Here is a 26,243-nt window from a genome sequence, read left to right on the forward strand (position 1 = left end):
CGAAAGCCTTGCGCCGTGCGGCTCACAGCGATCATTGTCCACAATGTACACTTTCATGATAGGTGCAATATGCTTAAAGACTTTTTGTGTTCTATCAAATTTATTTTAATCGCGATTATTCCATGCCGAAACCTTCCAATTCATTAGCATTCTAATCATTTCTTGGTGCAATCAACTCAGGTGAGAATTATTATCATCTAACGTGCGATATCGCCCAGCTTCGATACACTTTCGTAAAGTGTATTCTGTAACTCATTGATTCTATTCAATCAGTACACTTTTCCATCACTTCACCGTGCAAACAGGGGTAACTCCCCGTCATCGAAAATAAATTTCTTGACAGAACTACCGTTTCATGAATCATGTTGTTAAATGTATTTTCATCTATTTTTCAATCACTTACTGATATTTGCCAAAATCTGCGCCTGGAATTGGGGAAGTGCCTCGGGCGCTGTTCGATAGGTCAGGCAACCGCGCACACCTTTTGATCATTTCGTGCTCTTCATAAACAAACATATCGTGCAACATATTGAAAATGATCAATTTCTGATCAATGATGTTTTCAACGAAACGAACAAGAGGAGGGATAAAGAATGGAAGGTATCGCAGTTGCGCTTAAAAGCGCGGAGGACGTGAAAGCAGTGGCGGCAGAGCTACGACGCAATACCAGAACAAACCTGTTCTACTGTGCATGGGTGATGCAGTATGAGAGCGCATTACGTATCTCTGACCTGTTAACCCTCACCTGGTCACAATTCAGTGCAGGGAAAACGCATATCGAGGTGTGAAGTGGTCAACAAAAACTGGCCACCGCGTTAGAGTTTTTCCAGTATCGGTTTTCTGATTCGTTTGGCGGTAACCCACCATTATATTCGTGCGGTCTTAGTGCGCTGTAATATCCAACGATATAGTCCGTTATTGCGTGAGCTGCATCGCTGAAGCTTACATAGCCCGTCGCCGGCACCCATTCGTTCTTCAGACTCCTGAAGAAGCGCTCCATTGGGCTGTTATCCCAGCAGTTTCCACGCCGACTCATACTCTGCCTGATCCGGTATCGCCACAGTAACTGCCGGAACTGCCTGCTCGTATAATGGCTGCCTTGATCGCTGTGGAACATCACCCCGACGGGCTTACCACGGGTTTCCCATGCCATTTCCAGTGCTTTCATGGTGAGCCTGCTGTCCGGCGAGAACGACATGGCCCAGCCCACTGGTTTTCTTGCGAACAGGTCGAGAACAACGGCGAGGTACGCCCAGCGCTTACCCGTCCAGATATAGGTCACATCACCGCACCACACCTGATTTGGTTCCGTTACGGCGAACTGTCGCTCAAGATGATTCGGGATAGCAACGTGCTCATGACCGCCACGCTTATACCGGTGAGTCGGCTGCTGGCAACTGACCAGCCCCAGCTCTTTCATGAGTCTGCCAGCAAGCCAGCGCCCCATCTGGTAACCTCTCTGGGTTGCCATTGTGGCGATGCTTCTTGCTCCGGCAGAGCCGTGGCTGATGCCATGCAGTTCAAGTACCTGACTGCGTAATACAGCCCGTCTGCCGTCTGGCTTTTCAGGACGGTTTTTCCAGTATTTGTAGCTGCTGCGATGAACCCCGAACACATGGCAGAGAGTGGCCACAGGATAACGCGCCCTGAGTTTCCCGATTATCGAGAACTGTTCAGGGAGTCTGACATCAAGAGCGCGGTAGCCTTTTTTAATATTTCATTTTCCATTTCAATACGTTGTAGCTTTTTCCTGAGCTCACGGATTTCAATTTGTTCCGGGGTAATGGGGGAGGCTTTTGGTGTTTTGCCCTGCCGTTCATCACGTAATTGTTTCACCCATCGCGTCATTGTGGAAAGGCCGACATCCATAGCGCTGGCTGCATCTGCCACGGTGTAGTTCTGGTCAACGACCAGTTGAGCGGATTCGCGTTTAAACTCTGCGCTGAAATTTCTTTTTTTCATTATGACACCTGTGTTGTTCTGAGGTGAGCATATCACCTCTGTTCAGGTGGCCAAATTCAGTAAACCACTTCAAAACCACTTCATTCCCCTTTGCGAGAAATCTTGACTGAAAAACGTTTGAAGGTTTTGAAAAACTCCTCAAGCGTCATTGTGACTTTTTCCCTTCTTAACCCATGTTCATCGTCTGAAACAAATGCTTCAACATCAAAGAAACGCTCTGCTGAGTAGAAGGAAATACCTTTCACAATCTCACCTTCTTTCAATACCCCTTTGTCTCTCAGAAAGTCGCTAAAGTCTTCCTGATCAGCACTGTCTGCTGCAACGCTTCCCTTCCAGTCGTCATACTGAACGTGCGCTTTAAAGTGTTCTTTTTCCATCTTATTTATCCTTTGCTGTGAGTAATCAAAGGTAGCGTAGCGCAGATTTTGGACAATACAAGCCTTATTTCCCGTTGTTATTTTCCCCGTCCTCTTGTCGCATGGACTCGATAAACTCCCGTTGCTCCTGTGTGATTTCAAGTTCTTCCAGCAAGCGATCTAACTCTTCTTTGAGTGATTCCTCTTGAATCTGTCTGTTCCCGATAGCCATGTTCACCCTTGGGAGATTAGGATTAATCTCAGGTTAACCAGGGTGCAGAAAATGCGCAACTAACAGAATTTGGACAATAAAAGCCTAATGCCCGTTGGTGGTAAGACAACGCGCTGAGCCGTTAGGCGAGAACATCAGGGTGTGTCAGACAGTGAAGTTTATCAGGATGACCATGTACCCAAAGGGAGCGAGGCCGAACCGCTGGCAGAGCTTGCATATGGTCTGCAAGTACCATAACCACCATAAAACCTGTTTATTCCCTGCAACGTCATCACGACGTGTGGCATGTGGGAGCATCGGCAAAAATGCGCTTCACTGAAAGGTTATGAGAAGTGCGATCCGTCGCTGCCTGGTGTAGGCTTTGCGTTCATTGTTGGGCTATCGCGGTAAGAACTTGAAACCACCGCCGACGATTGGCTACACTCTCATTTCACCGAGTAACCATTCGTGACAAGTGTCAAAGTAGTGAACTATGGTAGAACGCCTAAGCATGTTAGTAAGCACTACTGCGTAACATGCTGAAAGAACCGGAGATTTTCGAACGGTTCCACCTGGGGAAATTCTGGAGCGGGCGAAGGGAATCGAACCCTCGTATAGAGCTTGGGAAGCTCTCGTTCTACCATTGAACTACGCCCGCTTTGAGGTGCGTAAAGCATTATAGACCTTACGCCTCTTCATACAAGCCTCTTCGCAACTAAACGGCGATAAAATAATCACTTAGCACTTCGGCTTGCTGCCCTGTGCCGGAAGATAACGCTGCGGGTCGATGGCGGTGGCCTTATAACGGATCTGGAAGTGCAGCTTCACCGTATCCGTGCCCGTGCTGCCCATGGTGGCGATCTTCTGCCCCGCCTTCACGTTCTGGCCGTTATTAACCAGCATTGTGTCGTTATGCGCATAAGCCGTGATGTAGTCTTCACCATGCTTAATCATGATCAGATTACCGTAACCGCGCAGCTGGTTGCCCACGTACACGACCTTCCCTGCCCCGGAGGCATAAACCGGCGTACCGCGCGCGGCTGCAATATCGATGCCCTTATTGCCGCCTTCAGATAAGGAGTACGGCAACACAACTTTGCCGCTGGCCGGCCAAATCCAGCAGCGCTGTCCGACAGGCGGCCAGGAGGATTGCGGCACCGCATAGGATGGCGTCACTTTGGCGGTTTTGCCTTTCGACGACGATTTTTTGCCCGAGGATGAACCACCATTAACCTTCAGCTTCTGCCCCACTTCGATGGTATATGGCGGAGAGATATTATTCAGACGCGCCAGCTCCTTTACGCTGGTCCCCGTCGCGCGCGAAATCCGGTACAGCGTATCCCCGCGCTTCACGGTATAGACCGCACCGGAATAGCTGCCCATATCCGAAGATTTACTCCCTGAACAGCCTGCCAGTAATAGCGTCAGCATCAGGCAGAACACGGCAGTGATGGGGTTTCTCGTCAGGCTTCCTGCAAACAAAACAGATCCTCGGTCAGCGTGAATGGCGCCCTATAATACCAGCCCAAACAGATATGGGTCAGCCCTTTTCCGCTCTGTGGAACAAACCGTTCGTACCGGAATGCAGTATAATGACATCGCTGGTGGTGCTGAACCATCCGCATGGTTAGCACTGGAGCATCAATGAGTATTCAAGAACACGTTATTTTGGTAAATGACCAGGGAATGGTGATTGGCACTCAGGAAAAATACGCTGCACATACCTCCCATACCCCACTCCATCTGGCGTTCTCTTCCTGGCTCTTCAATGCCAAAGGGGAGTGTCTTATCACCCGTCGCGCATTAAGCAAAAAAGCCTGGCCGGGCGTCTGGACGAACTCAGTCTGCGGCCATCCGCAATCTGGTGAAGCGATTGATCAGGCCATTGTGCGCCGCTGCCGCTATGAAGTGGGAGCCGAAATTACCGGGATCACCCCTGTCGCCGCTGAGTTTCGCTACTGTGAAACCGATCCTTCCGGGATCGTCGAAAATGAGATTTGCCCGGTCTTTGCCGCCAGGATAACGAATGCGCTGACGATCAACAGTGATGAAGTGATGGCATACGAATGGGTTGATCTGGATGCGTTGTTCCAGGCTCTGGATGCCACACCGTGGGCCTTTAGCCCCTGGATGGTGATGGAAGCGACGGCGGCACGCGAAAAACTGCGGGCCTTCGCCGCCAAATAAAAAAGCCCCGGCGACTATCGCACGGGGCTTTTTACGATCTGCAGACGTTATTTAACCGGACGCATCGCCGGGAACAGGATCACGTCGCGGATGGTGTGGCTGTTGGTGAACAGCATTACCATACGGTCAATACCAATACCCAGACCCGCCGTTGGTGGCAGGCCGTGCTCCAGCGCCGTCACGTAGTCTTCGTCGAAGAACATCGCTTCGTCGTCGCCTGCCGCTTTTGCGTCAACCTGATCCTGGAAGCGCTGCGCCTGATCTTCTGCATCGTTCAGCTCGCTAAAGCCGTTGCCGATTTCACGGCCACCGATGAAGAATTCAAAACGGTCAGTGATCTCCGGATTCTCGTCATTACGACGCGCCAGCGGGGACACTTCAGCCGGATATTCAGTGATGAAGGTCGGCTGAATCAGGTGCGCTTCTGCCACTTCTTCGAAGATCTCGGTCACGATACGGCCCAGACCCCAGCTCTTCTCCACTTTAATACCGATGCTTTCAGCGATCGCTTTTGCAGAATCGAAGTTATCCAGATCCGCCATGTTGGTTTCCGGGCGGTATTTCTTGATGGCTTCGCGCATGGTCAGTTTTTCGAACGGCTTGCCGAAGTCGAACACTTCTTCACCGTAAGGTACCTGCGTGGTGCCCAGAATGTCCTGCGCCAGGGTGCGGAACAGGGATTCGGTCAGCTCGATCAGATCTTTGTAATCTGCATACGCCATATAGAGTTCCATCATGGTGAACTCTGGGTTATGACGCACGGAGATGCCTTCGTTACGGAAGTTACGGTTGATTTCGAACACGCGATCGAACCCACCTACCACCAGACGCTTCAGGTACAGTTCCGGCGCGATACGCAGGTACATGTCCAGGTCCAGGGCGTTGTGATGGGTGATGAACGGACGTGCAGAAGCACCGCCCGGGATCACCTGCATCATTGGGGTTTCCACTTCCATAAAGTCGCGGTTAACCATGAACTGGCGGATACCGGCCATGATCTGGGAGCGAATTTTGAAGGTCTTGCGGGACTCATCGTTAGAGATGAGGTCCAGATAACGCTGGCGGTAGCGCGCTTCCTGATCCTGCAGGCCGTGGAATTTGTCCGGCAGCGGGCGCAGGGCTTTGGTCAACAGACGCAGTTCGGTGCAGTGGATAGACAGTTCACCGGTCTTGGTTTTGAACAGTTTACCTTTCGCGCCCAGGATATCGCCCAGGTCCCACTTCTTGAACTGCTCGTTGTAGATGCCTTCTGGCAGATCGTCACGGGAAACGTACAGCTGAATGCGGCCGCCCACGTCCTGCAGGGTAACGAAAGAGGCTTTACCCATGATACGACGGGTCATCATACGGCCCGCAACGGCCACTTCGATGTTCAGCGCTTCCAGCTCTTCGTTTTCTTTAGCGTCGAAGTCAGCGTGCAGTTGGTCTGAGGTGTGGTCACGACGAAAATCGTTCGGGAACGGCACGCCCTGCTCGCGCAGCGCTGCCAGCTTCTCGCGGCGGGTTTTCAGTTCGTTGTTAAGATCGACTACCGCGTCAGCGCCCTGTGCTTGTTGTTCAGACATGTTGGTTCCTCATAACCCTGCTTTCAAACTTGCTTCGATAAATTGGTCCAGGCTGCCGTCCAGCACCGCCTGCGTGTTACGGGTTTCAACCCCGGTACGCAGGTCTTTGATGCGGGAGTCATCAAGGACGTAAGAACGGATCTGGCTGCCCCAGCCGATATCAGACTTGTTGTCTTCCATCGCCTGTTTCTCAGCATTTTTCTTCTGCATCTCCAGCTCATAAAGCTTCGCTTTCATCTGCTTCATGGCCTGGTCTTTGTTCTTATGCTGGGAACGGTCGTTCTGGCACTGTGTTACCAGCCCGGTTGGAATGTGGGTAATACGTACCGCCGATTCCGTACGGTTAACGTGCTGTCCACCCGCGCCAGATGCGCGGTAAACGTCGATACGCAGATCTGCCGGGTTGATTTCGATATCGATATCTTCGTCAACTTCGGGGTAAACAAACGCGGAGCTGAAGGAGGTATGACGACGACCACCGGAGTCGAACGGGCTCTTACGTACCAGGCGGTGAACGCCGGTTTCGGTACGCAGCCAGCCGTAGGCGTAGTCACCAATGATCTTGATGGTGACGGACTTAATGCCAGCCACTTCGCCTTCAGACTCTTCGATAATCTCGGTTTTGAAGCCACGCGCTTCAGCCCAGCGCAGATACATGCGCATCAGCATGCTGGCCCAGTCCTGCGCTTCAGTACCGCCAGAACCTGCCTGGATATCGAGATAGCAGTCAGCGCTATCGTATTCGCCGGAGAACATACGACGGAACTCAAGCTGCGCCAGCTTCTCTTCCAGCACGTCGAGCTCTGCCACGGCTTCGTTAAAGGTTTCTTCGTCGTCGGCTTCTACAGCCAGCTCCAGCAAACCGGAAACGTCTTCCAGCCCCTGAGCCATTTGATCCAGCGTATCTACGATAGCTTCGAGAGAGGAACGCTCTTTACCCAGCGCCTGCGCGCGTTCAGGCTCGTTCCAGACGTCCGGCTGTTCCAGCTCGGCGTTTACTTCTTCAAGACGCTCTTTCTTGGCATCGTAGTCAAAGATACCCCCTAAGAACGTCAGAGCGCTCCGTGAGGTCCTGAATACGGTTTTTTACCGGATTAATTTCAAACATGGTCTGTTTTCTTTTATGGACTTGTCAAAATGCGGTGATAAGAGCGGGATTGTACCGAATCCACGCCCTTTTTTATAGAGATTACTGCCGCTAAATTGGCCAGATATTGTCGATGATGATTTGAAGGGAGCGGTTACCGCGAAACTCGTTGATATCCAGTTTGTAGGCCAGTTCAACCTCACGTACGCCATTGTCTGGCCAGACAGCGGTATCGACGTTAAAGGCAATACCATCCAACAGCGGGCCGCCGCCCACCGGTTCCACCATCACTTTCAAGTGACGTTCGCCCACGATGCGCTGTTGCAGCAGACGGAAGCGGCCATCGAACAGCGGCTCCGGGAACATCTGCCCCCACGGGCCTGCATCGCGTAGCATTTGCGCCACTTCCATGGTCATCTCCATCGGTGCGAGCTCACCGTCGGAAATCACTTCACCCTGCAGCAGAGCGGGGTCGATCCAGTCAGTCACCAGTTCGCCAAACAGACGCTGAAACTCGTCGAATTTCGCCTCTTCCAGCGACAAGCCTGCCGCCATCGCGTGACCACCGAATTTGAGCATCAGGCCCGGGTAGAGCGTATCCAGACGCTCCAGCGCATCGCGCATGTGCAGCCCCTGAATCGAACGACCGGAGCCCTTCAGCGTGCCATCGCCTGCGGGCGCAAATGCAATCACCGGACGGTGGAAACGCTCTTTAATACGCGACGCCAGAATGCCCACCACCCCCTGATGCCACTCAGGGTGGTACATCGCCAGCCCGCCCGGCAATGTTTCACCGCTGCGTTCAAGCTTTTCACACAGGGTTAGTGCTTCAGCCTGCATTCCCTGTTCGATCTCTTTGCGGGTCTGGTTCAGCGCATCCAGTTCATTCGCCAGCACGCGTGCTTCACCAATGTTGTCGCACAGCAGCAGCGCGACGCCGACGGACATATCGTCCAGCCTGCCGGCCGCGTTCAGGCGCGGGCCGAGGGCAAAGCCCAAATCGCTGGCGGCGAGCTTGAGCGGATCGCGGTTCGCAATCTCCAGCAGCGCCTTAATACCCGGACGACACTTGCCCGCACGAATGCGGCTTAACCCTTGCCAGGTGAGGATACGGTTATTGGTATCGAGCGGTACCACGTCCGCCACGGTGCCGAGCGCAACAAGATCGAGATACTCGGCAAGATTGGGCACGGCGATCCCGCGGGACTCGAACCAGCCTTTATCCCGCAGCAGGGTGCGCAGCGCCAGCATCAGATAAAACGCCACGCCCACGCCCGCCAGTGATTTCGACGGGAAATCGCAGTCGCGCAGGTTCGGGTTAATAATGGCTTCAGCGGCCGGCAGCGTGTCACCCGGCAGGTGGTGATCGGTAACCAGCACCGGGATCCCCAACTGATGCGCGTGATCGACCCCCGCATGGGAGGAGATCCCGTTATCTACGGTCAGGATCATCTGCGCGCCGCGGGCATGTGCCTGATCGACCACTTCCGGGCTAAGGCCATAACCATCTTCAAAGCGGTTAGGCACCAGATAGGTAACGTTTTCGCAGCCCAACGCGCGCAGGCTGAGCACGCTCAGCGCGGTGCTGGTGGCGCCGTCGGCATCGAAATCCCCCACCACCACAATGCGCGTGCCTTCACGAAGCGCGTTGTAGAGCATTTCAGTGGCTTTTTCGATGCCGTTCAGCTGCTGCCAGGGCAGCATCCCTTTGACGCTGCGCTCAAGATCACCTGCACTCCGCACGCCGCGGCTGGCGTAGAGCCGCTTTAACAGCGGCGGAAGATCGGCTGGCAAATCAACCTGTTCAACCGCGTCGCGGCGGCGCAATTTTATTGGGGCTTTCACGCGGATTATTTACCACCAAACTGTTTCTGGTGCGCGTCGAGGAACTCTTTCATCTCTTTTGGCCCCTGATAGCCCGGGACAACGTAGCCGTTGCTTAAGACAATGGCTGGCGTACCGGTCACGCCAAACTGCACGCCCAGTGCGTAGTGGTTGGCAATATCAATATCACAGGAAGCCGGCTGCACACCCTTACCGTTCATCGCGTCATCAAACGCTTTGTTACGATCTTTTGCACACCAGATGGCCTTCATATCCTGCTCAGGCTGGCTCTGCACACCCGCGCGAGGGAAAGCCAGATAACGCACGGTAATGCCCAGCGCGTTGTAATCTTTCATCTCTTCATGCAGCTTGTGGCAGTAGCCACAGGTGATGTCGGTAAAGACGGTTATAACGTGTTTTTCCTGCGCCGCCTTATAAACGATCATCTCTTTTTCGAGCGCATTCAGGTTTTTCATCAGCAGCTGGTTGGTCACGTTCACCGGCTGCGCGCCGCTTACGTCGTACATCGGCCCCTGAATAATGTGTTTGCCGTCTTCGGTCACGTACAGCACGCCGCTGTTGGTTAAAACGGTTTTCATCCCCGCCACCGGCGCAGGCTGAATATCGCTGCTGGTTACGCCGAGTTTCGTCAGCGACTGTTTGATAGCGGCGTCATCCGCATGGGCAAAACCGGTAAAAGAGGCTGCCAGCAGGGTGAACAGCGCAAAAGACTTTTTCATATAAGATCCTGTAACAATTCGTCGGCACTCACGCGCGAGGGTGGTGCTGTTGGTGTAGCTGCCGCAGGCGTTCCGTCGCGACATGGGTGTAAATTTGCGTCGTGGAAAGATCGCTGTGTCCCAGCAGCATCTGCACCACGCGCAGATCGGCGCCGTGGTTCAGCAGATGTGTCGCAAAGGCATGCCGCAACACGTGCGGCGACAGCTTTTCGCTGTCAATGCCCGCCAGTGTGGCGTAATGCTTGATGCGATGCCAGAACGTTTGCCGCGTCATCTGCTGCGCACGCTGACTGGGGAACAAGACATCGATAGAAACGCCGTTCAGCAACCACGGACGACCGTGCTCCAGATACGTTTCCAGCCAGTACACCGCCTCTTCTCCCAGCGGGACCAGCCGTTCCTTGTTCCCTTTACCGATCACACGAACCACGCCCTGACGCAAGCTGATGTCGCTCATCGTCAGGCCAACCAGTTCCGAAACGCGCAAGCCGGTAGCATACAATAGCTCAAGCATGGCTTTATCGCGTAACTCCAGCGGCAGGTCAACAGCCGGTGATTGTAATAATCTCTCAACTTGTGCTTCGCTGAGATCTTTCGGTAGCCGCTGCGGGAGTTTAGGCGATGCCAGGAGGGCGCTGGGATCGTCCGCGCGAATTTTCTCACGGTAGAGATGCTGGAACAGTCGACGCATTGCACTGAGCAGACGCGCAGAGCTGGTGGCTTTGTAGCCCCCTTCCATACGCTCGCCCAGCAGCGCCTGCAGGTCGTCGCTTTGTGCGCTCTCCAGCGACAGTCCCCGGTGTGCCAGCCACTCCACCAGCATGGTGAGGTCCCGCCGATAGGCGCTCAGCGTATTTTGGGCCAGGTTTTTCTCCAGCCACAGCGCGTCGAGAAACTGTTCGATGAGTGCGAGATCCTTTTCCACATCAGCCCCTTTGATTCTGCAATCCGGGCATTATGCCTGATTGCGAGCGGTTTCTGGTACACTACGCGCAAAGTCATAGCAAGAATTGAGATAGATACGCGATGAATATTGGTCTGTTTTATGGTTCCAGCACCTGCTACACCGAAATGGCGGCAGAGAAAATTCGCGACATCATTGGCCCGGAACTGGTGACGTTGCATAACCTGAAGGACGATGCGCTCACGCTGATGGAGCAGTACGACGTATTGATCCTCGGCATCCCGACCTGGGATTTCGGTGAGATACAGGAAGACTGGGAAGCCATCTGGGATCAGCTCGATACGCTCAACCTCGACGGCAAAATCATTGCCATGTACGGTATGGGCGACCAGTTCGGTTACGGGGAATGGTTCCTGGATGCACTCGGCATGCTGCACGATAAGCTGGCACCGAAGGGCGTCACGTTTATCGGCTACTGGCCAACGGAAGGTTACGAATTTACCAGTAAAAAACCGATTATCGCAGACGGCCAGTTGTTTGTCGGGCTCGCGCTGGATGAAACCAACCAGTACGATCTGAGCGACGAGCGTCTGCAAACCTGGTGCGAGCAGATTCTGGGCGAAATGGCCGAGAAGTTCAGTTAACGCGTATTATTCCTGCGTCGGTTGCTGCTGCAGTAGCATCCGGCGCAGTTCCCGCCACTCCGCAATATCCATACTGTCGGCGGCCAGCCACAGATGCTGGCACTTACCGCCGCCCACCTGGCGTAACCGTAGCATCATGCCGGAACTGAGCATCCAGGGCATACCGAGGATATCCCACTCTTTACCCTGCCAGCGCAGGCGGGAGTCCATCAGTAATTTAATCTCACCCTGGCGGGCATTGATCCGGCGCTGGCTGCGCACGCTGTCAAAAACGACGAACGACAGCAACAACAGCCACAGCGGCGTATAGCTAAGCGGCCACGGCATCAGTAAAACAAATGCCGCGACCAGGCCGTGGAGCAATAACGACATCCACTGCGAGCGCCACGAGACGCGAAGATCAGATTGCCACAGGACCACGTTCCCGATTCCGTGTTTGAATTAATTGCACCATCCGTTGCAACTCGGTGTCGGCGGGCTTGCCGTGGTTCATCAGCCAGTTGAATAAATCGGGATCGTCAGATTCAAGCAGGCGAACAAACAGACGCTTATCCTCATCGCTTAAGCTGTCATACTCATATTCGAAGAAAGGCATGATGGAGATATCAAGTTCACGCATGCCGCGTCGGCATGCCCAGTGAATACGGGCCTTGTTGTTAATATCCATGTTCTGTTTCCTGCATTACGTTTGGCACAGTCGGTACCCCGTTCAGTCTTCTTTATTTCTCTGCGGGGACACTCGCTAGTGTAACGTGTTTTTGACCGTTTCTTTACTGGAATATTGCGAAGCTGAAGCGGGCTTCCAGAATAACCCCTATAAAGACAGCGGATTACACTATTTTGCGTGGCACTACGCATTGCTGCGTTATGGCACGAATGGCCTGCTGAAAGCGCTTGCAATGGCTGTAGTCTCTTTTACCATTAGGCATTATCAAAGCGTTAAGCAATTCAGGATACCGTTATGGGATTTACACCATTTTCTCCTCGCCAGCCCGCCGCCTCTGCGCGTCTGCCGCTGACGCTTATTTCTCTTGATGACTGGGCACTGGCCACACTTGTTGGTGCCGACGCCGAAAAATACCTTCAGGGCCAGGTCACGGCAGACGTGAGCCAGATGACCGAACATCAGCACCTGCTGGCTGCGCATTGCGATCCAAAAGGCAAAATGTGGAGCAACCTGCGTCTGTTCCGCCGTCAGGATGGCTTTGCCTTTATTGAGCGCCGCAGCCTGCGTGATGACCAGCTTAAAGAGCTGAAGAAATACGCGGTCTTTTCCAAAGTCACGATTGCGCCAGATGACGAGCACGTGCTGCTGGGTGTGGCCGGTTTCCAGGCGCGTGCCGCGCTGAAAAACCTGTTCAACGAACTGCCGGATGCAGAAAAGCAGCTGGTTAGCGAAGGTGAGACCTCCATTCTGTGGTTTGAACACCCTGCAGAGCGTTTCCTGCTGGTGACCGATGCCGCGACCGCCGAGCGCGTAACTGAGGCCCTGCGCGGTGAAGCCCAGTTCAATAACAGCCAACAGTGGCTGGCACTGAACATTGAAGCGGGTCTGCCGGTGATTGACGCGGCCAACAGCGCGCAGTTTATTCCGCAGGCGACCAACCTGCAGGCGCTGGGCGGCATCAGCTTTAAAAAAGGCTGTTACACCGGCCAGGAGATGGTCGCGCGGGCAAAATTCCGCGGCGCAAATAAGCGCGCGCTGTGGACACTGGCGGGTCACGCCAGCCGTGTACCGGAAGCGGGTGAATATTTAGAACTGAAGATGGGTGAAAACTGGCGCCGTACCGGCATCGTGCTAGCCGCCGTTCAGCTGGATGATGGCCGTCTGCTGGTGCAGGCGGTGATGAACAACGACATGGAAGCCGACAGCGTGTTCCGCGTGCGTGATGATGCCAATACCTTGAGTATTGAGCCGCTGCCGTATTCACTGGAAGAGTGATGCTGTATCGCCCGGTGGCGCTGCGCTTACCGGGCCTACGGTTTTGGTGTTCTCCCTCTCGCTGTGGGAGAGGGTTAGGGTGAGGGCAACAGGCCGCAAGATGTAAAAACTACACCTGCCCCACATACAAATAAATGGCCAGGAAGTGACACACGCTGCCCCCAAGTACAAAGCCGTGCCAGATGGCATGGTTATAAGGGATGCGCTTGCAGACATAGAAAATGACGCCCAACGAGTAGACCACGCCGCCTACGGCAAGCAAGGTCACGCCCCCTACCGCCAGCTTAATCGCCAGCTGATAAACCACTATCAGCGACAGCCAGCCCATCGTCAGGTAGGTCACCAGCGACAGCACCTTAAACCGGTGCGCAATGGTCAGCTTAAAGAGGATCCCCAGCAGTGCCAGGCTCCAGATCACAATCATCAGGCCACGCGACAGCGGTGAGTTCAACCCCACCAGCAGGAATGGCGTGTAGGTGCCTGCAATAAGAAGATAGATAGCGCAGTGGTCAAATTTTTTGAGCCATATCTTTGCCCGCTGATGCGGAATGGCGTGATACAGCGTCGACGCCAGAAACAGCAGGATCATACTCCCGCCATACAGGCTGTAGCTGGTAATGGCCATGGCACTGGCGTTGGTGTCCACCGCCTGCACCAGTAATAACACTAAACCGACAATCCCAAACACCAGGCCAATGCCGTGGCTGATGCTGTTGGCTACTTCCTCAGCCAGTGAATATCCCTGTGCGATTAATGGTCTGCTCACCATACAAAACTCCGGGAAAACGAAAGATGATTATTCATCGCATGACTATGCTAACTGAGAATGATTCCAGTGAACACCTGTTAGCTAAAATAATTTCAATCCATAATTTATATATAAAAATCATAGACATAAAAAACAGTTTCACCTTACATTTGTTCACATTAAAATTTAATCATTATGAATCAAAGGCATAAAAATGGATCCTGCCCTCTGGCTGCATGTTATGATGGGTCAATGAAGTCTGAATGAGAGTTATGCCACTGTGAGTATGTTCACCCACGCCGCCATTGCCAGTCTCAATAATCTGGAGATGATGGTCTACAACTATGTCATCAAAAATCGTGACAAAGTGATGTACATGACTATCCGCGAACTGGCGGACGCGGCGGGTGTCTCCACCACCACTATCCTGCGCTTTTGCCGCAAACTCAACTGCGAAGGCTACTCTGAATTTCGCGTACGCTTTAGGCTCTATCTGGAGCAGAATGAGCCTCAGCAGATAAATTTTGGTGCCAGTGAAATTATCAGCTTCTTTAAAAGCGTTAATAATGAAGAGTTCGATACATTATTAGATGAAGCGGTGGAGATAATATTATCGTCCGAGCGAATTATCTTTGTCGGCGCAGGGACCTCAGGCTCGCTGGCAAAATATGGTGCACGCTTCTTTTCTAATATCGGTAAATTCAGCAACCATATCGACGATCCTTATTTCCCGGTGACCAATGATATGGCCAAAAATGCGCTGGCGATTGTACTGTCGGTATCCGGTGAAACGGAAGAGATCCTGCGCTTCGCCAGCCAGTTCAGCCTGCATCACTGCAAGGTACTCTCCATTACCAGCCATGAGCACTCGCGGCTGGCAAAACTGGCCGATTTTAATCTCTCCTGGCATGTTCCACAGACGCGTATTGCAGGCGTGTATGATATCACCACCCAAATCCCCGTTATTTATATTCTGGAGTCGCTCGGGCGTAAACTGGCGAAGAAATTAACAGAATAAAACATCCTGTTTTTTGCATGTAACAAATTACAATTCAGGCAAATTGTTATATCGTGACATTTAATGTCGCTTTGCTAGACTCGATTCCAATAAGTCATGAATTGAGAATAGCAACGATGAAAAAATTAACCTTACCAAAAGATTTTTTATGGGGCGGCGCGGTTGCTGCTCACCAGGTGGAAGGCGGCTGGAACAAAGGCGGCAAAGGGCCGAGCATCTGTGACGTGCTGACCGGTGGCGCGCATGGCGTTCCCCGTGAAATCACCCAGGAAGTGGTACCGGGTAAATACTACCCAAACCACGAGGCCATCGACTTTCACGGCCACTACAAAGAAGACATCAAGCTGTTTGCCGAGATGGGCTTCAAATGTTTCCGCACCTCTATCGCCTGGACGCGCATCTTCCCGAAAGGTGACGAAACGCAGCCCAATGAAGAAGGGCTGAAGTTTTACGACGATCTGTTCGATGAGTTGCTAAAGTACAACATCGAGCCGGTGATCACCCTCTCCCACTTCGAAATGCCGCTGCACCTGTTGCAGGAATATGGCGCCTGGACCAACCGTAAAGTGGTCGATTTCTTTGTCCGTTTCGCGGAAGTGGTCTTCGAGCGTTACAAAAACAAGGTCAAATACTGGATGACCTTCAACGAAATCAACAACCAGCGTAACTGGCGTGCCCCGCTGTTCGGTTACTGCTGCTCCGGTGTGGTCTATACCGAGCACGACAACCCGGAAGAGACCATGTACCAGGTGCTGCATCATCAGTTTGTGGCAAGCGCCCTGGCAGTGAAAGCTGCGCGTCGTATTAACCCTGAAATGAAGGTCGGCTGTATGCTGGCGATGGTGGCGCTCTATCCGTTCTCCTGTAAACCGGAGGACGTGATGTTTGCCCAGGAATCCATGCGTGAACGCTATGTCTTTACCGACGTTCAGCTGCGCGGTTATTACCCGTCTTATGTACTGAATGAGTGGGAGCGCCGTGGTTTTACCATTAACATGGAGCCGGGTGATGAGCAGATCCTGCGTGAAGGTACCTGCGACTACTTAGGTTTCAGCTATTACATGACTAACGCCGTCAAAGCAGAAGGCGGTACCGGCGATGCAATTTCAGGCTTTGAAGGCAGCGTGCCCAACCCGCATGTGAAAGCCTCTGACTGGGGCTGGCAGATTGACCCTGTGGGTCTGCGCTACTCTCTGTGTGAGCTATACGAGCGTTATCAGAAACCGCTGTTTATCGTCGAGAACGGTTTTGGCGCCTACGATAAAGTGGAAGAAGATGGCAGCATTAACGACGATTACCGCATCGACTATCTGCGCGCTCACGTGGAAGAGATGATCAAAGCCGTGACGCACGATGGCGTGGACCTGATGGGTTATACGCCGTGGGGCTGTATCGACTGCGTGTCGTTCACCACCGGCCAGTACAGCAAGCGCTATGGTTTTATCTATGTGAACAAGCACGACGACGGCACGGGCGACATGTCGCGCTCCCGTAAGAAAAGCTTCGAGTGGTATAAAGGTGTGATTGCCAGTAACGGTGAGACGCTTTAACTCTGTAACGCCGGGCGGCGCTACGCTTGATCCCCTCTCCCTTTTGGGGAGAGGGTTAGGGTAAGGGGTTTACTTCCCGCCCGCTAACTCAATAAAACTGCCCGTCACGTACGACGCTTTCTCGCTCAGCAGCCAGACAATCGCCTGGGCTACCTCTTCAGGCTGGCCGCCGCGCTGCATCGGCAGCAACGACTTAACGCGATCCACACGTCCCGGCTCTCCACCGTCGGCATGGATGTCGGTATAGATAAGCCCAGGACGCACGCAGTTAACGCGGATCCCTTGCGCCGCCACCTCCAGCGCTAACCCGGTTGTCAGTGAATCCACCGCCCCTTTGGACGCCGCGTAATCCACATACTCACCCGGTGCGCCCAGTCGTGACGCCGCGGAGGAGACATTCACAATCGCCCCACCCTTGCCGCCATGTTTGTGCGACATACGCTTTACCGCTTCACGGCAGCAAAGGAAATACCCCGTGACGTTAGTTGCCAGCACGCGATTAATGCGTTCAGCCGAAAGATTTTCGATGGTGGATTGCTCAAACAGGATCCCGGCGTTATTCACCAGCGCGGTTAGCGGCTCAGCTTCTCGGTCAAGACTGTCGAACATCGCCAGTACCTGCGCTTCATCGCTAATATCTGCGCGCAGGGCAAAGGCTTTACCGCCCGCCCCGACGATCTGGTTGATAACGTCCGTCGCAGCCTTGATATTGTGGTGATAATTCACCGCCACGGTGTAGCCTTCGTTTGCCAGCTGCAGCGCGGTGGCTTTACCGATACCGCGGCTGGCGCCTGTTACAAGTGCAATACCCATTCTTTTCTCCCAATAAAAAAGCCGGGTATGGCGGCTTCGCCATACCCGGCCTACGTTACTACATCAACACGATTACTGGTATTCGCTCATTGGTACGCAGGAGCAGAACAGATTACGGTCACCGTAGACGTCATCAAGACGTTTCACGGTTGGCCAGTATTTGTTTGCCACACCGGCCGGGAAGACCGCCAGTTCACGGCTGTAACCGTGATTCCACTCCGCCACCATTTCATGCTGCGTGTGCGGCGCATTGACCAGCGGGTTGTCTTCCAGCGTCCATTCGCCGTCCTGCACGTGGTCGATCTCCATGCGGATGGCCAGCATCGCATCAATAAAGCGGTCCAGCTCGGCTTTGCTCTCGGACTCCGTTGGCTCCACCATCAGCGTACCCGCAACCGGGAACGACATGGTTGGCGCATGGAATCCATAGTCGATAAGACGTTTGGCAATATCCAGCTCGCTAATGCCGGTCTGCTCTTTGAGCGGACGAATATCCAGAATGCACTCGTGCGCCACGCGGCCATCACGACCGGTGTAGAGCACCGGATAGGCCGACTTGAGGCGGGTCGCGATGTAGTTAGCGTTCAGGATCGCCACCTGGCTTGCCTTTTTCAGCCCTTCCGCGCCCATCATGCGGATGTACATCCAGCTGATTGGCAGGATAGAGGCGCTACCAAACGGTGCCGCTGACACCGCGCCCTGACGGGTCAGCATCCCTTCGATCTGCACCACGCTATGGCCTGGAACAAACGGTGCCAGGTGCGCTTTCACGCCGATTGGCCCCATACCCGGGCCGCCACCGCCGTGCGGAATGCAGAAGGTTTTATGCAGGTTCAGGTGCGAAACGTCCGCGCCGATGAAGCCCGGCGAGGTGATGCTCACCTGCGCATTCATGTTCGCACCGTCGAGATAGACCTGGCCGCCAAACTGATGCACCACTTCACACACTTCACGGATGGTCTCTTCGTACACGCCGTGAGTCGACGGGTAGGTCACCATGATGCAGGAGAGCTTATCGCCCGCCTGTTCGGCTTTCGCACGCAGGTCAGCGAGGTCAATGTTGCCGTTCTTATCGCACGCCACCACGACGACTTCCATCCCCGCCATCTGGGCGGAGGCCGGGTTGGTGCCGTGGGCAGAGCTTGGGATCAGGCAGATATCACGGTGGCCTTCGTTACGGCTCTCGTGATAGTGGCGGATCGCCAGCAGACCGGCGTACTCACCCTGCGCACCTGAGTTTGGCTGCATGCAGAGCGCGTCATAACCCGTCAGTTTCACCAGCCAGTCGGAGAGCTGGTTGATCATCAGGTGATACCCTTCCGCCTGTTCGGCAGGGCAGAACGGGTGCAGCTCGGCAAACTCAGGCCAGGTGATAGGGATCATCTCCGCCGCCGCGTTCAGCTTCATGGTGCAGGAACCCAGCGGGATCATCGCCTGGTTCAGCGCCAGATCCTTGCGCTCCAGAGAGTGCATGTAACGCATCATCTCGGTTTCGCTGTGGTAGCGGTTAAAGACCGGGTGCGTCAGGATCGCATCGTTACGCAGCATGCTTTCCTGAATTGAACGGCTGTCGAGCGCGACCTCTTTGTCCAGCGTATCAATATCCAGACCGTGCGCGTCGCCCAGCAACACGTTAAACAGGTTGACGATATCTACACGGGTGGTGGATTCATCGAGGGTGATGCCGACCGCGTTATGGATGTCGCTGCGCAGGTTGATTTGCGCCGCATCAGCACGCGCCAGCACCGCCGCTTTGTCCGCCACTTCAACGCACAGGGTGTCGAAGTAGTGAGCGTGACGCAGTTTGAGGCCTTTCTGCTGCAGACCGCAGGCCAGAATATCGGCCAGACGGTGAATGCGGCTGGCGATGCGTTTCAGGCCAACCGGACCGTGGAACACCGCATACAGGCTGGCAATGTTAGCCAGCAGAACCTGCGAGGTACAAATGTTGGAGTTCGCTTTCTCGCGGCGGATATGCTGCTCACGCGTCTGCATCGCCATGCGCAGCGCAGTGTTACCGGCAGCGTCTTTTGACACACCGATAATACGGCCAGGCATGGAGCGTTTGAATTCATCTTTTGCCGCAAAGAATGCCGCGTGCGGGCCGCCGTAGCCCATCGGCACGCCGAAGCGCTGCGCAGAGCCGAAGACGATATCCGCACCCTGTTTGCCAGGCGCCGTCAACAGTACCAGTGCCATAAAATCAGCGGCGACGCTGACAACGACTTTGCGGGATTTGAGTTCGGTCATCAGGGCGCTGTAGTCATGCACTTCGCCGGTGGTGCCCACCTGCTGTAGCAGCACGCCAAAGACATCCTGGTGATCCAGTACTTTGTCGGCATCGTCGACAATCACGTCGAAGCCAAAGGTTTCCGCACGAGTGCGTACCACATCCAGCGTCTGCGGATGAACATCCGCCGCCACGAAGAAGCGGTTGGCGTTTTTCAGCTTGCTCACGCGTTTCGCCATTGCCATGGCTTCTGCCGCGGCGGTCGCTTCATCCAGCAGAGACGCAGAGGCGATGTCGAGACCGGTCAGATCCAGGGTCACCTGCTGGAAGTTCAACAGCGCTTCCAGACGGCCCTGGGACACTTCCGGCTGATAGGGGGTATACGCGGTATACCAGCCCGGGTTTTCCAGCATGTTGCGCAGGATCACCGGCGGTAACTGCACGTTGGTATAACCCATGCCAATGTAAGACTTATAGCGCTTGTTAAGGGCTGCAATGGCCTTTAATTCTGCCAGCGCAGCAAATTCAGTCGTCGCCTCGCCCACCTGTGGTGGCGTGGCAAGCTGGATGTCTTTTGGCACGATCTGGCCGATCAGTGCGTCTAATGAATCCGCGCCAACTGTCTTCAGCATCTCCTGCTGTTGCTGAGCATCCGGCCCTATGTGACGTTCAATGAAGGCGCCACGGTTTTCAAGCTGGCTTAAAGTCTGTGTCATGAGCGATGGTTCCTGAAACGTGCAGTGAATATAAGTTCCCTCTCCCACCGGGAGAGGGTTTAGGGTGAGGGGAAGATGGGCACCCTCACCCCTGTCCTCTCCCGAAGGGAGAGGGATAATGGCTTACTCGTCTTCTAACAGGGCTTCGTATGCGGTGGCATCCAGCAGCGCAGCAACCTGTGATTCGTCGCTGGCTTTGATCTTGAAGATCCAGCCGCCTTCATACGGTTCGCTGTTGACCAGTTCCGGGGAGTCGCTCAGCGCGTCGTTGACGGCAATGATTTCGCCGCTCACCGGTGCATAGATATCGGATGCCGCCTTAACAGATTCCGCGACAGCGCAGTCATCGCCCGCGCTAACGGTCGCGCCCACTTCCGGCAGGTCAACAAACACCATGTCGCCCAGCAGCTCTTGCGCGTGCTCGGTGATCCCAACGGTATAAGAGCCGTCCGCCTCTTTGCGCAGCCACTCGTGTTCTTTGCTGTATTTCAGTTCTGCTGGCACATTGCTCATTGAAGTTCTCCTGATAAAAATGATTAGGCGACCGGCTTACCGGCGCGAACAAAAATCGGTTTGGTCACGTGGACCGGCATTTCGCGGTTGCGGATCTGTACCACCGCCGTTTCGCCAATGCCGGCCGGCACGCGTGCCAGTGCAATACTGTAGCCCAGCGTCGGGGAGAAGGTACCGCTGGTGATCACGCCTTCACGCGGATTGCCGTCTGCATCGGTAAAACGTACCGGCAGTTCGCCGCGCAGCACGCCTTTTTCCTTCATCACCAGGCCAACCAGCTGTTCAGTGCCCTTTTCGCGCTGCATCTCCAGCGCTTCACGGCCAATAAATTCGCGGTCAGCCGGTTCCCACGCGATGGTCCAGCCCATGTTAGCGGCCAGTGGAGAGACGCTTTCGTCCATCTCCTGACCGTAAAGGTTCATGCCCGCTTCCAGACGCAGCGTATCGCGCGCGCCCAGTCCTGCTGGCTTGACGCCCGCTTCCACCAGCGCACGCCAGAAGTCGGCGGCTTTTTCATTCGGCATGGCAATTTCATAGCCCGCTTCACCGGTATAGCCGGTGGTGGCGATAAACAGATCGCCCGCCTGCACGCCGAAGAACGGCTTCATGCCAGCGGTGGCTTCACGCTGCTCGTTGTTGAACAGCGTGGCGGCTTTCGCCTGCGCGTTCGGCCCCTGTACGGCGATCAGCGACAGATCATCACGGACGGTGATGTCGATGGCATACGGTTCAGCGTGTTGGGTAATCCAGGAGAGGTCTTTTTCGCGGGTGGCGGAGTTTACAACGAGGCGGAAGAAATCTTCAGTGAAGTAGTAGACGATAAGGTCGTCAATCACGCCGCCAGAGGCATTTAGCATGCCGGTATAGAGCGCTTTACCTGGCGTCTTCAGTTTTGCGACGTCGTTTGCCAGCAGATAACGCAAAAACTCCCGGGTGCGGCTACCGCGCAGGTCGACAATTGTCATGTGGGAGACGTCGAACATACCGGCATCGGTACGCACTGCGTGGTGTTCATCAATCTGGGAGCCGTAATGCAGCGGCATCATCCAGCCATGAAAGTCCACCATACGTGCACCGCATAACACGTGTTGTTCGTACAAAGGAGTCTGTTGAGCCATCTTTTCCTCGTTGAAAAATTCACCGTGAATCCCGGTATCGGCCCCGTCATTCGGCACCGACGCAAACGTTCTCTTTTACCTGAACTTACCACCGAAACCGACGGTTAACCATAAGGTAAAACAGGTCATCACATTAGCTTATGACCAAAAAACGCTGAAAAGCCTACAGAGTTATTCACTGGTAAAATGCGATTCAACCCGCATAAAATTAACAACGATCTAACAATATTTAGCACATGGTGATATTTCATGCGGAAAAACGGGCCAAATTTCCGTAACGTAAAAATAGCCAGATTAGATTATCTAATGCGAAAAATGGCGTGAAATTAGATTATTTCAAACGAGGATATTTACCCGGCGCAGAGGCCGGGTAAATAAAGTGTGACGGGGATCGAGATTAACGTAACCAGTCGGGAAGATCGTTAAGACCCATCGCCTGACGAAGGAGTTGAGGTTTTACGCCCGGAAGGGTGTCGGCCAGTTTCAGGCCGATGTCGCGCAGCAGTTTTTTCGCCGGATTTGCCCCGGCAAACAGCTCGCGGAAGCCCTGCATGCCTGCCAGCATCACCGCCGCGCTGTGCTTGCGGCTGCGTTCGTAGCGACGCAGGTAGAGATGCTGGCCGATGTCTTTACCTTCGCGGTGCAGACGGCGCAGCTCATTCACCAGCTCTGCCGCATCCATAAAGCCAAGGTTAACTCCCTGTCCGGCCAGCGGATGAATGGTATGCGCCGCGTCACCCACCAGCGCGAGACGGTGCGCCGCAAACTGGCGCGCGTAGCGGCCGGTCAACGGGAATACCAGGCGTTCGCTCTCAAGGGTGCACAGACCAAGACGGTTATCAAACGCCATGCATAGCGCCTGATTAAACGCCTCTGGCGTCGCCTCGCGCATCAGCTGTGCTTTTTCCGGCACCAGAGACCAGACGATCGAGCACAGGTGCGGATCGCTCAGCGGCAGAAATGCCAGAATACCGTCGTTATGGAAAATCTGGCGCGCAACGCCGCCGTGCGGCTCTTCAGTACGGATGGTTGCTACCAGCGCATGATGACGATAATCCCAGAAGGTCAGGGGAATATCCGCCTTGTTACGCAGCCACGAGTTTGCGCCATCCGCGCCCACCACCAGCCGCGCGGTGAGCATGTCGCCGCTCTGCAGGGTGAGAAACGCTTCGTTTTCGCCCCATGCCACCTGCTGGATTTGCGCGGGCGCCATCAGGTTGATATCGCTGCAGGATTGCGCTTTTTGCCATAACGCATGGTGAATGACGGCATTTTCGATGATATGACCCAGATGGCTATAGCCCATGCTTTCATCATCAAACGCGATATGGCCAAAGCTGTCTTTGTCCCACACTTCCATTCCGTGATAGCAACTGGCACGCTGCGCCACGATATCTGACCAGACGCCAAGGCGCGTCAGTAGTTTTTCGCTGGCGGCATTAATTGCCGAGACGCGCAGTTCCGGCGGCGCATCGTGCGCAACGGGCTGAGGCAGATTTTGCTCCAGCACGGCCACGCGCAGACCGCTGCCCTGTAAACCACAGGCCAGCGCCAGCCCTACCATTCCGCCGCCCACAATGGCGACATCAACATTTTGCACGATGATAACTCCTTAACGCGCGACCCAACCAAGGGTCCGCTGCGCCAGCACGTCACGTGCCGGAATGAATAATTCCATCGCCATCAGCCCAAGGTTGCGGCCTGCAACCAGCGGTGCCCAGCGATTGGCAAACAGATGTACCAGGCCATCGGTGACGCCGATAGTCGCTTCTTTATCGGCCCGGCGTCGCTTCTGATAATGGCTGAGCACCGGATACGCGCCGCAATCTTTTTGCTCATGCCACGCCTGAGACAGAGTCTCTGCCAGGCTCATTACGTCGCGTAGCCCAAGGTTGAAGCCTTGCCCGGCGATTGGGTGCAACGTCTGCGCGGCATTGCCGACCAGCGCCACGCGATGGGAGATGGACTGAGATGCCGTGGTCAGCGACAGCGGGTAAACAGCGCGTTTTCCCGCATGGGTAATACGCCCCAGCCGCCAGCCAAAGGCTTTTTGCAGTTCGGTACAGAAACGGTCGTCGGACCAGGCCTCAACGTCAGCCGCTTTATCCTGAGGATGGCACCACACCAGCGAGCAGCGTCCGTTTGACATCGGCAGCATGGCCAGCGGGCCGTGCTGAGTGAAACGTTCAAACGCCCTGCCGTTGTGTTCTCCCGCCGTAGAAACGTTAGCAATAACGGCGACCTGTCCGTAAGACTGGGCGCGCCATTCCACGCCGCACTGGGTGCCAAGCGCAGAACGTGAACCATCGGCGGCGACCAGAAGCTGGCCATCCAGAACCGTGCCGTTTTCCAGCGTCACGCTGACCGCCGCTTCGCTGCGGCTGAAGCTGGCGACGCGTGCCGGGCAATGGAGCGTTACACCCGGGGCATCCTGCAATAAACGGAACAGACGCAGCCCGACGTCGTGAAGTTCAACCACCCGGCCTAAGGCATCAATGCGGTAATCCTGCGCATCCAGCGTCACAAACCCGGCATGGCCACGATCGCTGACGTGAACGGTGTTAATTGCCGTCGCACAATCCGCAATCGCCTGCCAGATGCCAATTCGAGCGAGCTGCTGGCAGGTCCCCTGAGCCAGGGCAATGGCGCGGGCATCAAAACCGGGATGGTCGGACGCCTCTGGCGCCACGGCCTCCACCAGATGGACCGGAAGTTGCCCTTTCGTCAAATGCGAGATGGCCAGCGCCAGCGTAGCTCCCGTCATCCCCCCACCAACGATAATCACGCTCATGGGCGTGCCGCTGCCATCAGCGCCTCAATGTCATCGGCGTTTTTCACCACGCCCGCGGTCAGGTTTTCGTTACCGGTTTCGGTGATGACAATGTCATCTTCGATGCGAATACCAATTCCACGGTACGCTTCCGGCACGTCGGCATCCGGCGCAATGTAGAGCCCCGGTTCAACGGTCAGTACCATACCCGGCTCCAGCACGCGAGAACGTTCTGAACCATACGCGCCCACATCATGCACATCCAGCCCCAGCCAGTGGCTCAGGCCGTGCATAAAGTAGGGGCGATGCGCATTTTCAGCAATCAGGGTATCCACATCACCGTTCAGAATCCCGAGCCTTACGAGGCCAGTAATCATGATGCGCACCACTTCGCCGGTTACTTCCTGGATGGAGGTGCCGGGGCGATAGAGCTTCAGCGCGGTTTCAAGAGATTCAAGAACGATGTCATAAATTTCGCGCTGCGCGGGGGTGAACTTACCGTTCACCGGGAAGGTACGGGTAATGTCGCCCGCATAGCCCTGATATTCGCAGCCTGCATCAATCAGCACCAGATCGCCGTCACGCAGTTCACTTTCATTTTCGGTGTAGTGCAGAATGCAGCCGTTTTCACCGCCGCCGACAATGGTGTTGTAAGAGGGATAACGCGCGCCGTGGCGGTTGAACTCGTGGTGAATCTCGCCTTCCAGCTGATATTCAAACAGGCCGGGATGGCACTTTTCCATCGCCCTTGTGTGAGCCAGCGCGCTGATTTCGCCTGCACGACGCATAACGTCCAGCTCTTCCTGCGATTTAAACAGGCGCATCTCGTGGACCACCGGGCGCCAGTCCGTCAGCGTGGCCGGGGCGGAGAGATTCTGCCGGGAGCCTTTACGCAGCTTATCCAGCGCGGTGAAGACTATCTCATCGGCATACGCATACTCACCCTGCGCGTGGTAAAGCACATCCAGCCCGTTCAGCAACTGATAGAGCTGCTGGTTGATTTCGCTGAACGCCAGCGCACGGTCCACACCCAGTTTCGCGGGCGCGGCCTCTTGCCCCAGGCGGCGACCAAACCAGATCTCCGCGGTGAGATCCCGTACGCGGTTGAAAATCACGCTGTGGTTGTGGGTGTCATTGCTCTTGATCAGCACCAGTACCGCCTCCGGTTCATTGAACCCGGTGAAGTACCAGAAATCGCTGTTCTGGCGATAGGGGTATTCACTGTCGGCACTGCGCGTCACTTCGGGCGCGGCAAAAATCAGCGCAGCGCTTCCGGGCTGCATTTTTGCCAGCAGCGCCTGACGACGATGGGAATACTCTTGATGCGAGATAACCATGACACCCT

25 protein-coding genes and 1 tRNA gene are annotated in these 26,243 nt (G+C 54.8%); 6 read left to right on the forward strand and 20 right to left on the reverse strand.

Annotation, left to right across the window (positions count from 1 at the left end; all coding sequences use genetic code 11):
• Positions 1–593 precede the first annotated feature (593 nt).
• Positions 594–788, forward strand: coding sequence for a site-specific integrase (locus ECL_RS20990; RefSeq protein WP_013098604.1), 195 nt, complete (start codon positions 594–596; stop codon positions 786–788).
• Positions 789–793: 5 nt separating this feature from the next.
• Here ECL_RS20990 and ECL_RS20995 read toward each other — a convergent pair.
• From ECL_RS20995 to actS, 5 genes are all read right to left on the reverse strand, one after another.
• Positions 794–1,962 (reverse strand): IS3-like element ISEc52 family transposase gene (locus tag ECL_RS20995; RefSeq protein WP_085929673.1). Its coding sequence is split into 2 segments (ribosomal slippage): positions 794–1,713 and positions 1,713–1,962, totalling 1,170 coding nucleotides; the frame shifts between segments, so codons are not numbered across the junction.
• Positions 1,963–2,042: 80 nt separating this feature from the next.
• Positions 2,043–2,339, reverse strand: a complete 297-nt coding sequence (locus ECL_RS21000; protein ID WP_013098605.1) for a hypothetical protein — start codon at positions 2,337–2,339, stop codon at positions 2,043–2,045.
• A 64-nt stretch (positions 2,340–2,403) separates the two neighbouring features.
• The gene (locus tag ECL_RS27525) at positions 2,404–2,550 is read right to left on the reverse strand and encodes a hypothetical protein (protein ID WP_003863460.1); all 147 of its coding nucleotides are present in this window, start codon (positions 2,548–2,550) and stop codon (positions 2,404–2,406) included.
• Positions 2,551–3,113: 563 nt separating this feature from the next.
• Positions 3,114–3,187: transfer RNA gene (locus tag ECL_RS21005), tRNA-Gly, on the reverse strand.
• An 80-nt stretch (positions 3,188–3,267) separates the two neighbouring features.
• Positions 3,268–4,011 carry an amidase activator ActS gene (gene actS, locus ECL_RS21010; protein WP_013098606.1) on the reverse strand — a complete coding sequence of 248 codons (744 nt, stop codon included), beginning with the start codon at positions 4,009–4,011 and terminating at the stop codon, positions 3,268–3,270.
• Between the two features lie 162 nt (positions 4,012–4,173).
• On the opposite strand from actS, the gene idi reads away from it, so the two are divergent.
• On the forward strand, positions 4,174–4,716 hold the full coding sequence (gene idi / locus ECL_RS21015; protein WP_013098607.1) for an isopentenyl-diphosphate Delta-isomerase: 543 nt from the start codon (positions 4,174–4,176) through the stop codon (positions 4,714–4,716).
• A 47-nt stretch (positions 4,717–4,763) separates the two neighbouring features.
• Here the strand turns inward: idi and lysS are convergent, their stop codons facing one another.
• The 5 genes from lysS to xerD all read right to left on the reverse strand — a co-directional run bounded on the left by lysS (position 4,764) and on the right by xerD (position 10,857).
• Complete coding sequence (gene lysS, locus ECL_RS21020) at positions 4,764–6,281, reverse strand: lysine--tRNA ligase (protein WP_013098608.1); 1,518 nt, start codon at positions 6,279–6,281, stop codon at positions 4,764–4,766.
• 9 nt (positions 6,282–6,290) lie between these two features.
• A protein-coding gene (gene prfB / locus ECL_RS21025) for a peptide chain release factor 2 (RefSeq protein ID WP_095908218.1) occupies positions 6,291–7,389 on the reverse strand; the annotation gives its coding sequence in 2 pieces (ribosomal slippage) (positions 6,291–7,313 and positions 7,315–7,389; 1,098 coding nt in all).
• Positions 7,390–7,479: 90 nt separating this feature from the next.
• Entirely contained in the window at positions 7,480–9,213 is a 1,734-nt protein-coding gene (recJ, locus tag ECL_RS21030; RefSeq protein ID WP_013098610.1) for a single-stranded-DNA-specific exonuclease RecJ, read from the reverse strand.
• 5 nt (positions 9,214–9,218) lie between these two features.
• Positions 9,219–9,932, reverse strand: coding sequence for a bifunctional protein-disulfide isomerase/oxidoreductase DsbC (gene dsbC, locus ECL_RS21035; RefSeq protein WP_013098611.1), 714 nt, complete (start codon positions 9,930–9,932; stop codon positions 9,219–9,221).
• Between the two features lie 28 nt (positions 9,933–9,960).
• Positions 9,961–10,857: a site-specific tyrosine recombinase XerD gene (xerD, locus tag ECL_RS21040; protein ID WP_013098612.1), complete on the reverse strand. Its 897-nt coding sequence runs from the start codon at positions 10,855–10,857 to the stop codon at positions 9,961–9,963.
• 101 nt (positions 10,858–10,958) lie between these two features.
• Between xerD and fldB the strand changes: the two genes are divergently transcribed.
• The gene (gene fldB, locus ECL_RS21045; RefSeq protein ID WP_013098613.1) at positions 10,959–11,480 is read left to right on the forward strand and encodes a flavodoxin FldB; all 522 of its coding nucleotides are present in this window, start codon (positions 10,959–10,961) and stop codon (positions 11,478–11,480) included.
• 6 nt (positions 11,481–11,486) lie between these two features.
• Here the strand turns inward: fldB and ECL_RS21050 are convergent, their stop codons facing one another.
• Positions 11,487–11,900: a protein YgfX gene (locus tag ECL_RS21050; RefSeq protein WP_023620447.1), complete on the reverse strand. Its 414-nt coding sequence runs from the start codon at positions 11,898–11,900 to the stop codon at positions 11,487–11,489.
• Entirely contained in the window at positions 11,881–12,147 is a 267-nt protein-coding gene (gene sdhE / locus ECL_RS21055; RefSeq protein WP_013098615.1) for an FAD assembly factor SdhE, read from the reverse strand. The genes ECL_RS21050 and sdhE overlap by 20 nt, the downstream gene beginning before the upstream one ends.
• Positions 12,148–12,441: 294 nt before the next feature.
• On the opposite strand from sdhE, the gene ygfZ reads away from it, so the two are divergent.
• On the forward strand, positions 12,442–13,422 hold the full coding sequence (gene ygfZ, locus ECL_RS21060; protein WP_013098616.1) for a tRNA-modifying protein YgfZ: 981 nt from the start codon (positions 12,442–12,444) through the stop codon (positions 13,420–13,422).
• 109 nt (positions 13,423–13,531) lie between these two features.
• Here ygfZ and trhA read toward each other — a convergent pair whose 3' ends face one another.
• A complete protein-coding gene (gene trhA / locus ECL_RS21065; protein WP_003863433.1) occupies positions 13,532–14,191 on the reverse strand; it encodes a PAQR family membrane homeostasis protein TrhA in 660 nt (219 codons plus the stop codon).
• Positions 14,192–14,456: 265 nt separating this feature from the next.
• On the opposite strand from trhA, the gene ECL_RS21070 reads away from it, so the two are divergent.
• Together ECL_RS21070 and ECL_RS21075 are read left to right on the forward strand one after the other, a co-directional pair.
• Positions 14,457–15,188: a MurR/RpiR family transcriptional regulator gene (locus ECL_RS21070; protein ID WP_013098618.1), complete on the forward strand. Its 732-nt coding sequence runs from the start codon at positions 14,457–14,459 to the stop codon at positions 15,186–15,188.
• A gap of 116 nt (positions 15,189–15,304) precedes the next feature.
• Positions 15,305–16,738, forward strand: a complete 1,434-nt coding sequence (locus ECL_RS21075) for a 6-phospho-beta-glucosidase (protein WP_013098619.1) — start codon at positions 15,305–15,307, stop codon at positions 16,736–16,738.
• A 69-nt stretch (positions 16,739–16,807) separates the two neighbouring features.
• On the opposite strand, the gene ECL_RS21080 is transcribed toward ECL_RS21075, so the two are convergent.
• From ECL_RS21080 to pepP, 7 genes are all read right to left on the reverse strand, one after another.
• A complete protein-coding gene (locus ECL_RS21080; protein WP_013098620.1) occupies positions 16,808–17,551 on the reverse strand; it encodes an SDR family oxidoreductase in 744 nt (247 codons plus the stop codon).
• 72 nt (positions 17,552–17,623) lie between these two features.
• Complete coding sequence (gene gcvP, locus ECL_RS21085) at positions 17,624–20,497, reverse strand: aminomethyl-transferring glycine dehydrogenase (RefSeq protein ID WP_013098621.1); 2,874 nt, start codon at positions 20,495–20,497, stop codon at positions 17,624–17,626.
• A gap of 123 nt (positions 20,498–20,620) precedes the next feature.
• Positions 20,621–21,010 carry a glycine cleavage system protein GcvH gene (gcvH, locus tag ECL_RS21090; RefSeq protein ID WP_013098622.1) on the reverse strand — a complete coding sequence of 130 codons (390 nt, stop codon included), beginning with the start codon at positions 21,008–21,010 and terminating at the stop codon, positions 20,621–20,623.
• A gap of 23 nt (positions 21,011–21,033) precedes the next feature.
• Positions 21,034–22,128 (reverse strand): glycine cleavage system aminomethyltransferase GcvT, encoded by a 1,095-nt coding sequence (gcvT, locus tag ECL_RS21095; RefSeq protein WP_028028158.1) that lies wholly within the window; start codon positions 22,126–22,128, stop codon positions 21,034–21,036.
• Positions 22,129–22,525: 397 nt separating this feature from the next.
• Positions 22,526–23,728 (reverse strand): FAD-dependent 2-octaprenylphenol hydroxylase, encoded by a 1,203-nt coding sequence (gene ubiI / locus ECL_RS21100; RefSeq protein WP_013098624.1) that lies wholly within the window; start codon positions 23,726–23,728, stop codon positions 22,526–22,528.
• A 12-nt stretch (positions 23,729–23,740) separates the two neighbouring features.
• On the reverse strand, positions 23,741–24,919 hold the full coding sequence (ubiH, locus tag ECL_RS21105; protein ID WP_013098625.1) for a 2-octaprenyl-6-methoxyphenyl hydroxylase: 1,179 nt from the start codon (positions 24,917–24,919) through the stop codon (positions 23,741–23,743).
• Positions 24,916–26,229: a Xaa-Pro aminopeptidase gene (gene pepP / locus ECL_RS21110; RefSeq protein ID WP_109455543.1), complete on the reverse strand. Its 1,314-nt coding sequence runs from the start codon at positions 26,227–26,229 to the stop codon at positions 24,916–24,918. Before pepP ends, ubiH begins: the two co-directional genes overlap by 4 nt.
• Positions 26,230–26,243 lie beyond the last annotated feature (14 nt).

It is taken from the genome of Enterobacter cloacae subsp. cloacae ATCC 13047 (genome assembly GCF_000025565.1).
In the GTDB taxonomy this organism is placed as follows: Bacteria; Pseudomonadota; Gammaproteobacteria; order Enterobacterales; family Enterobacteriaceae; genus Enterobacter; species Enterobacter cloacae.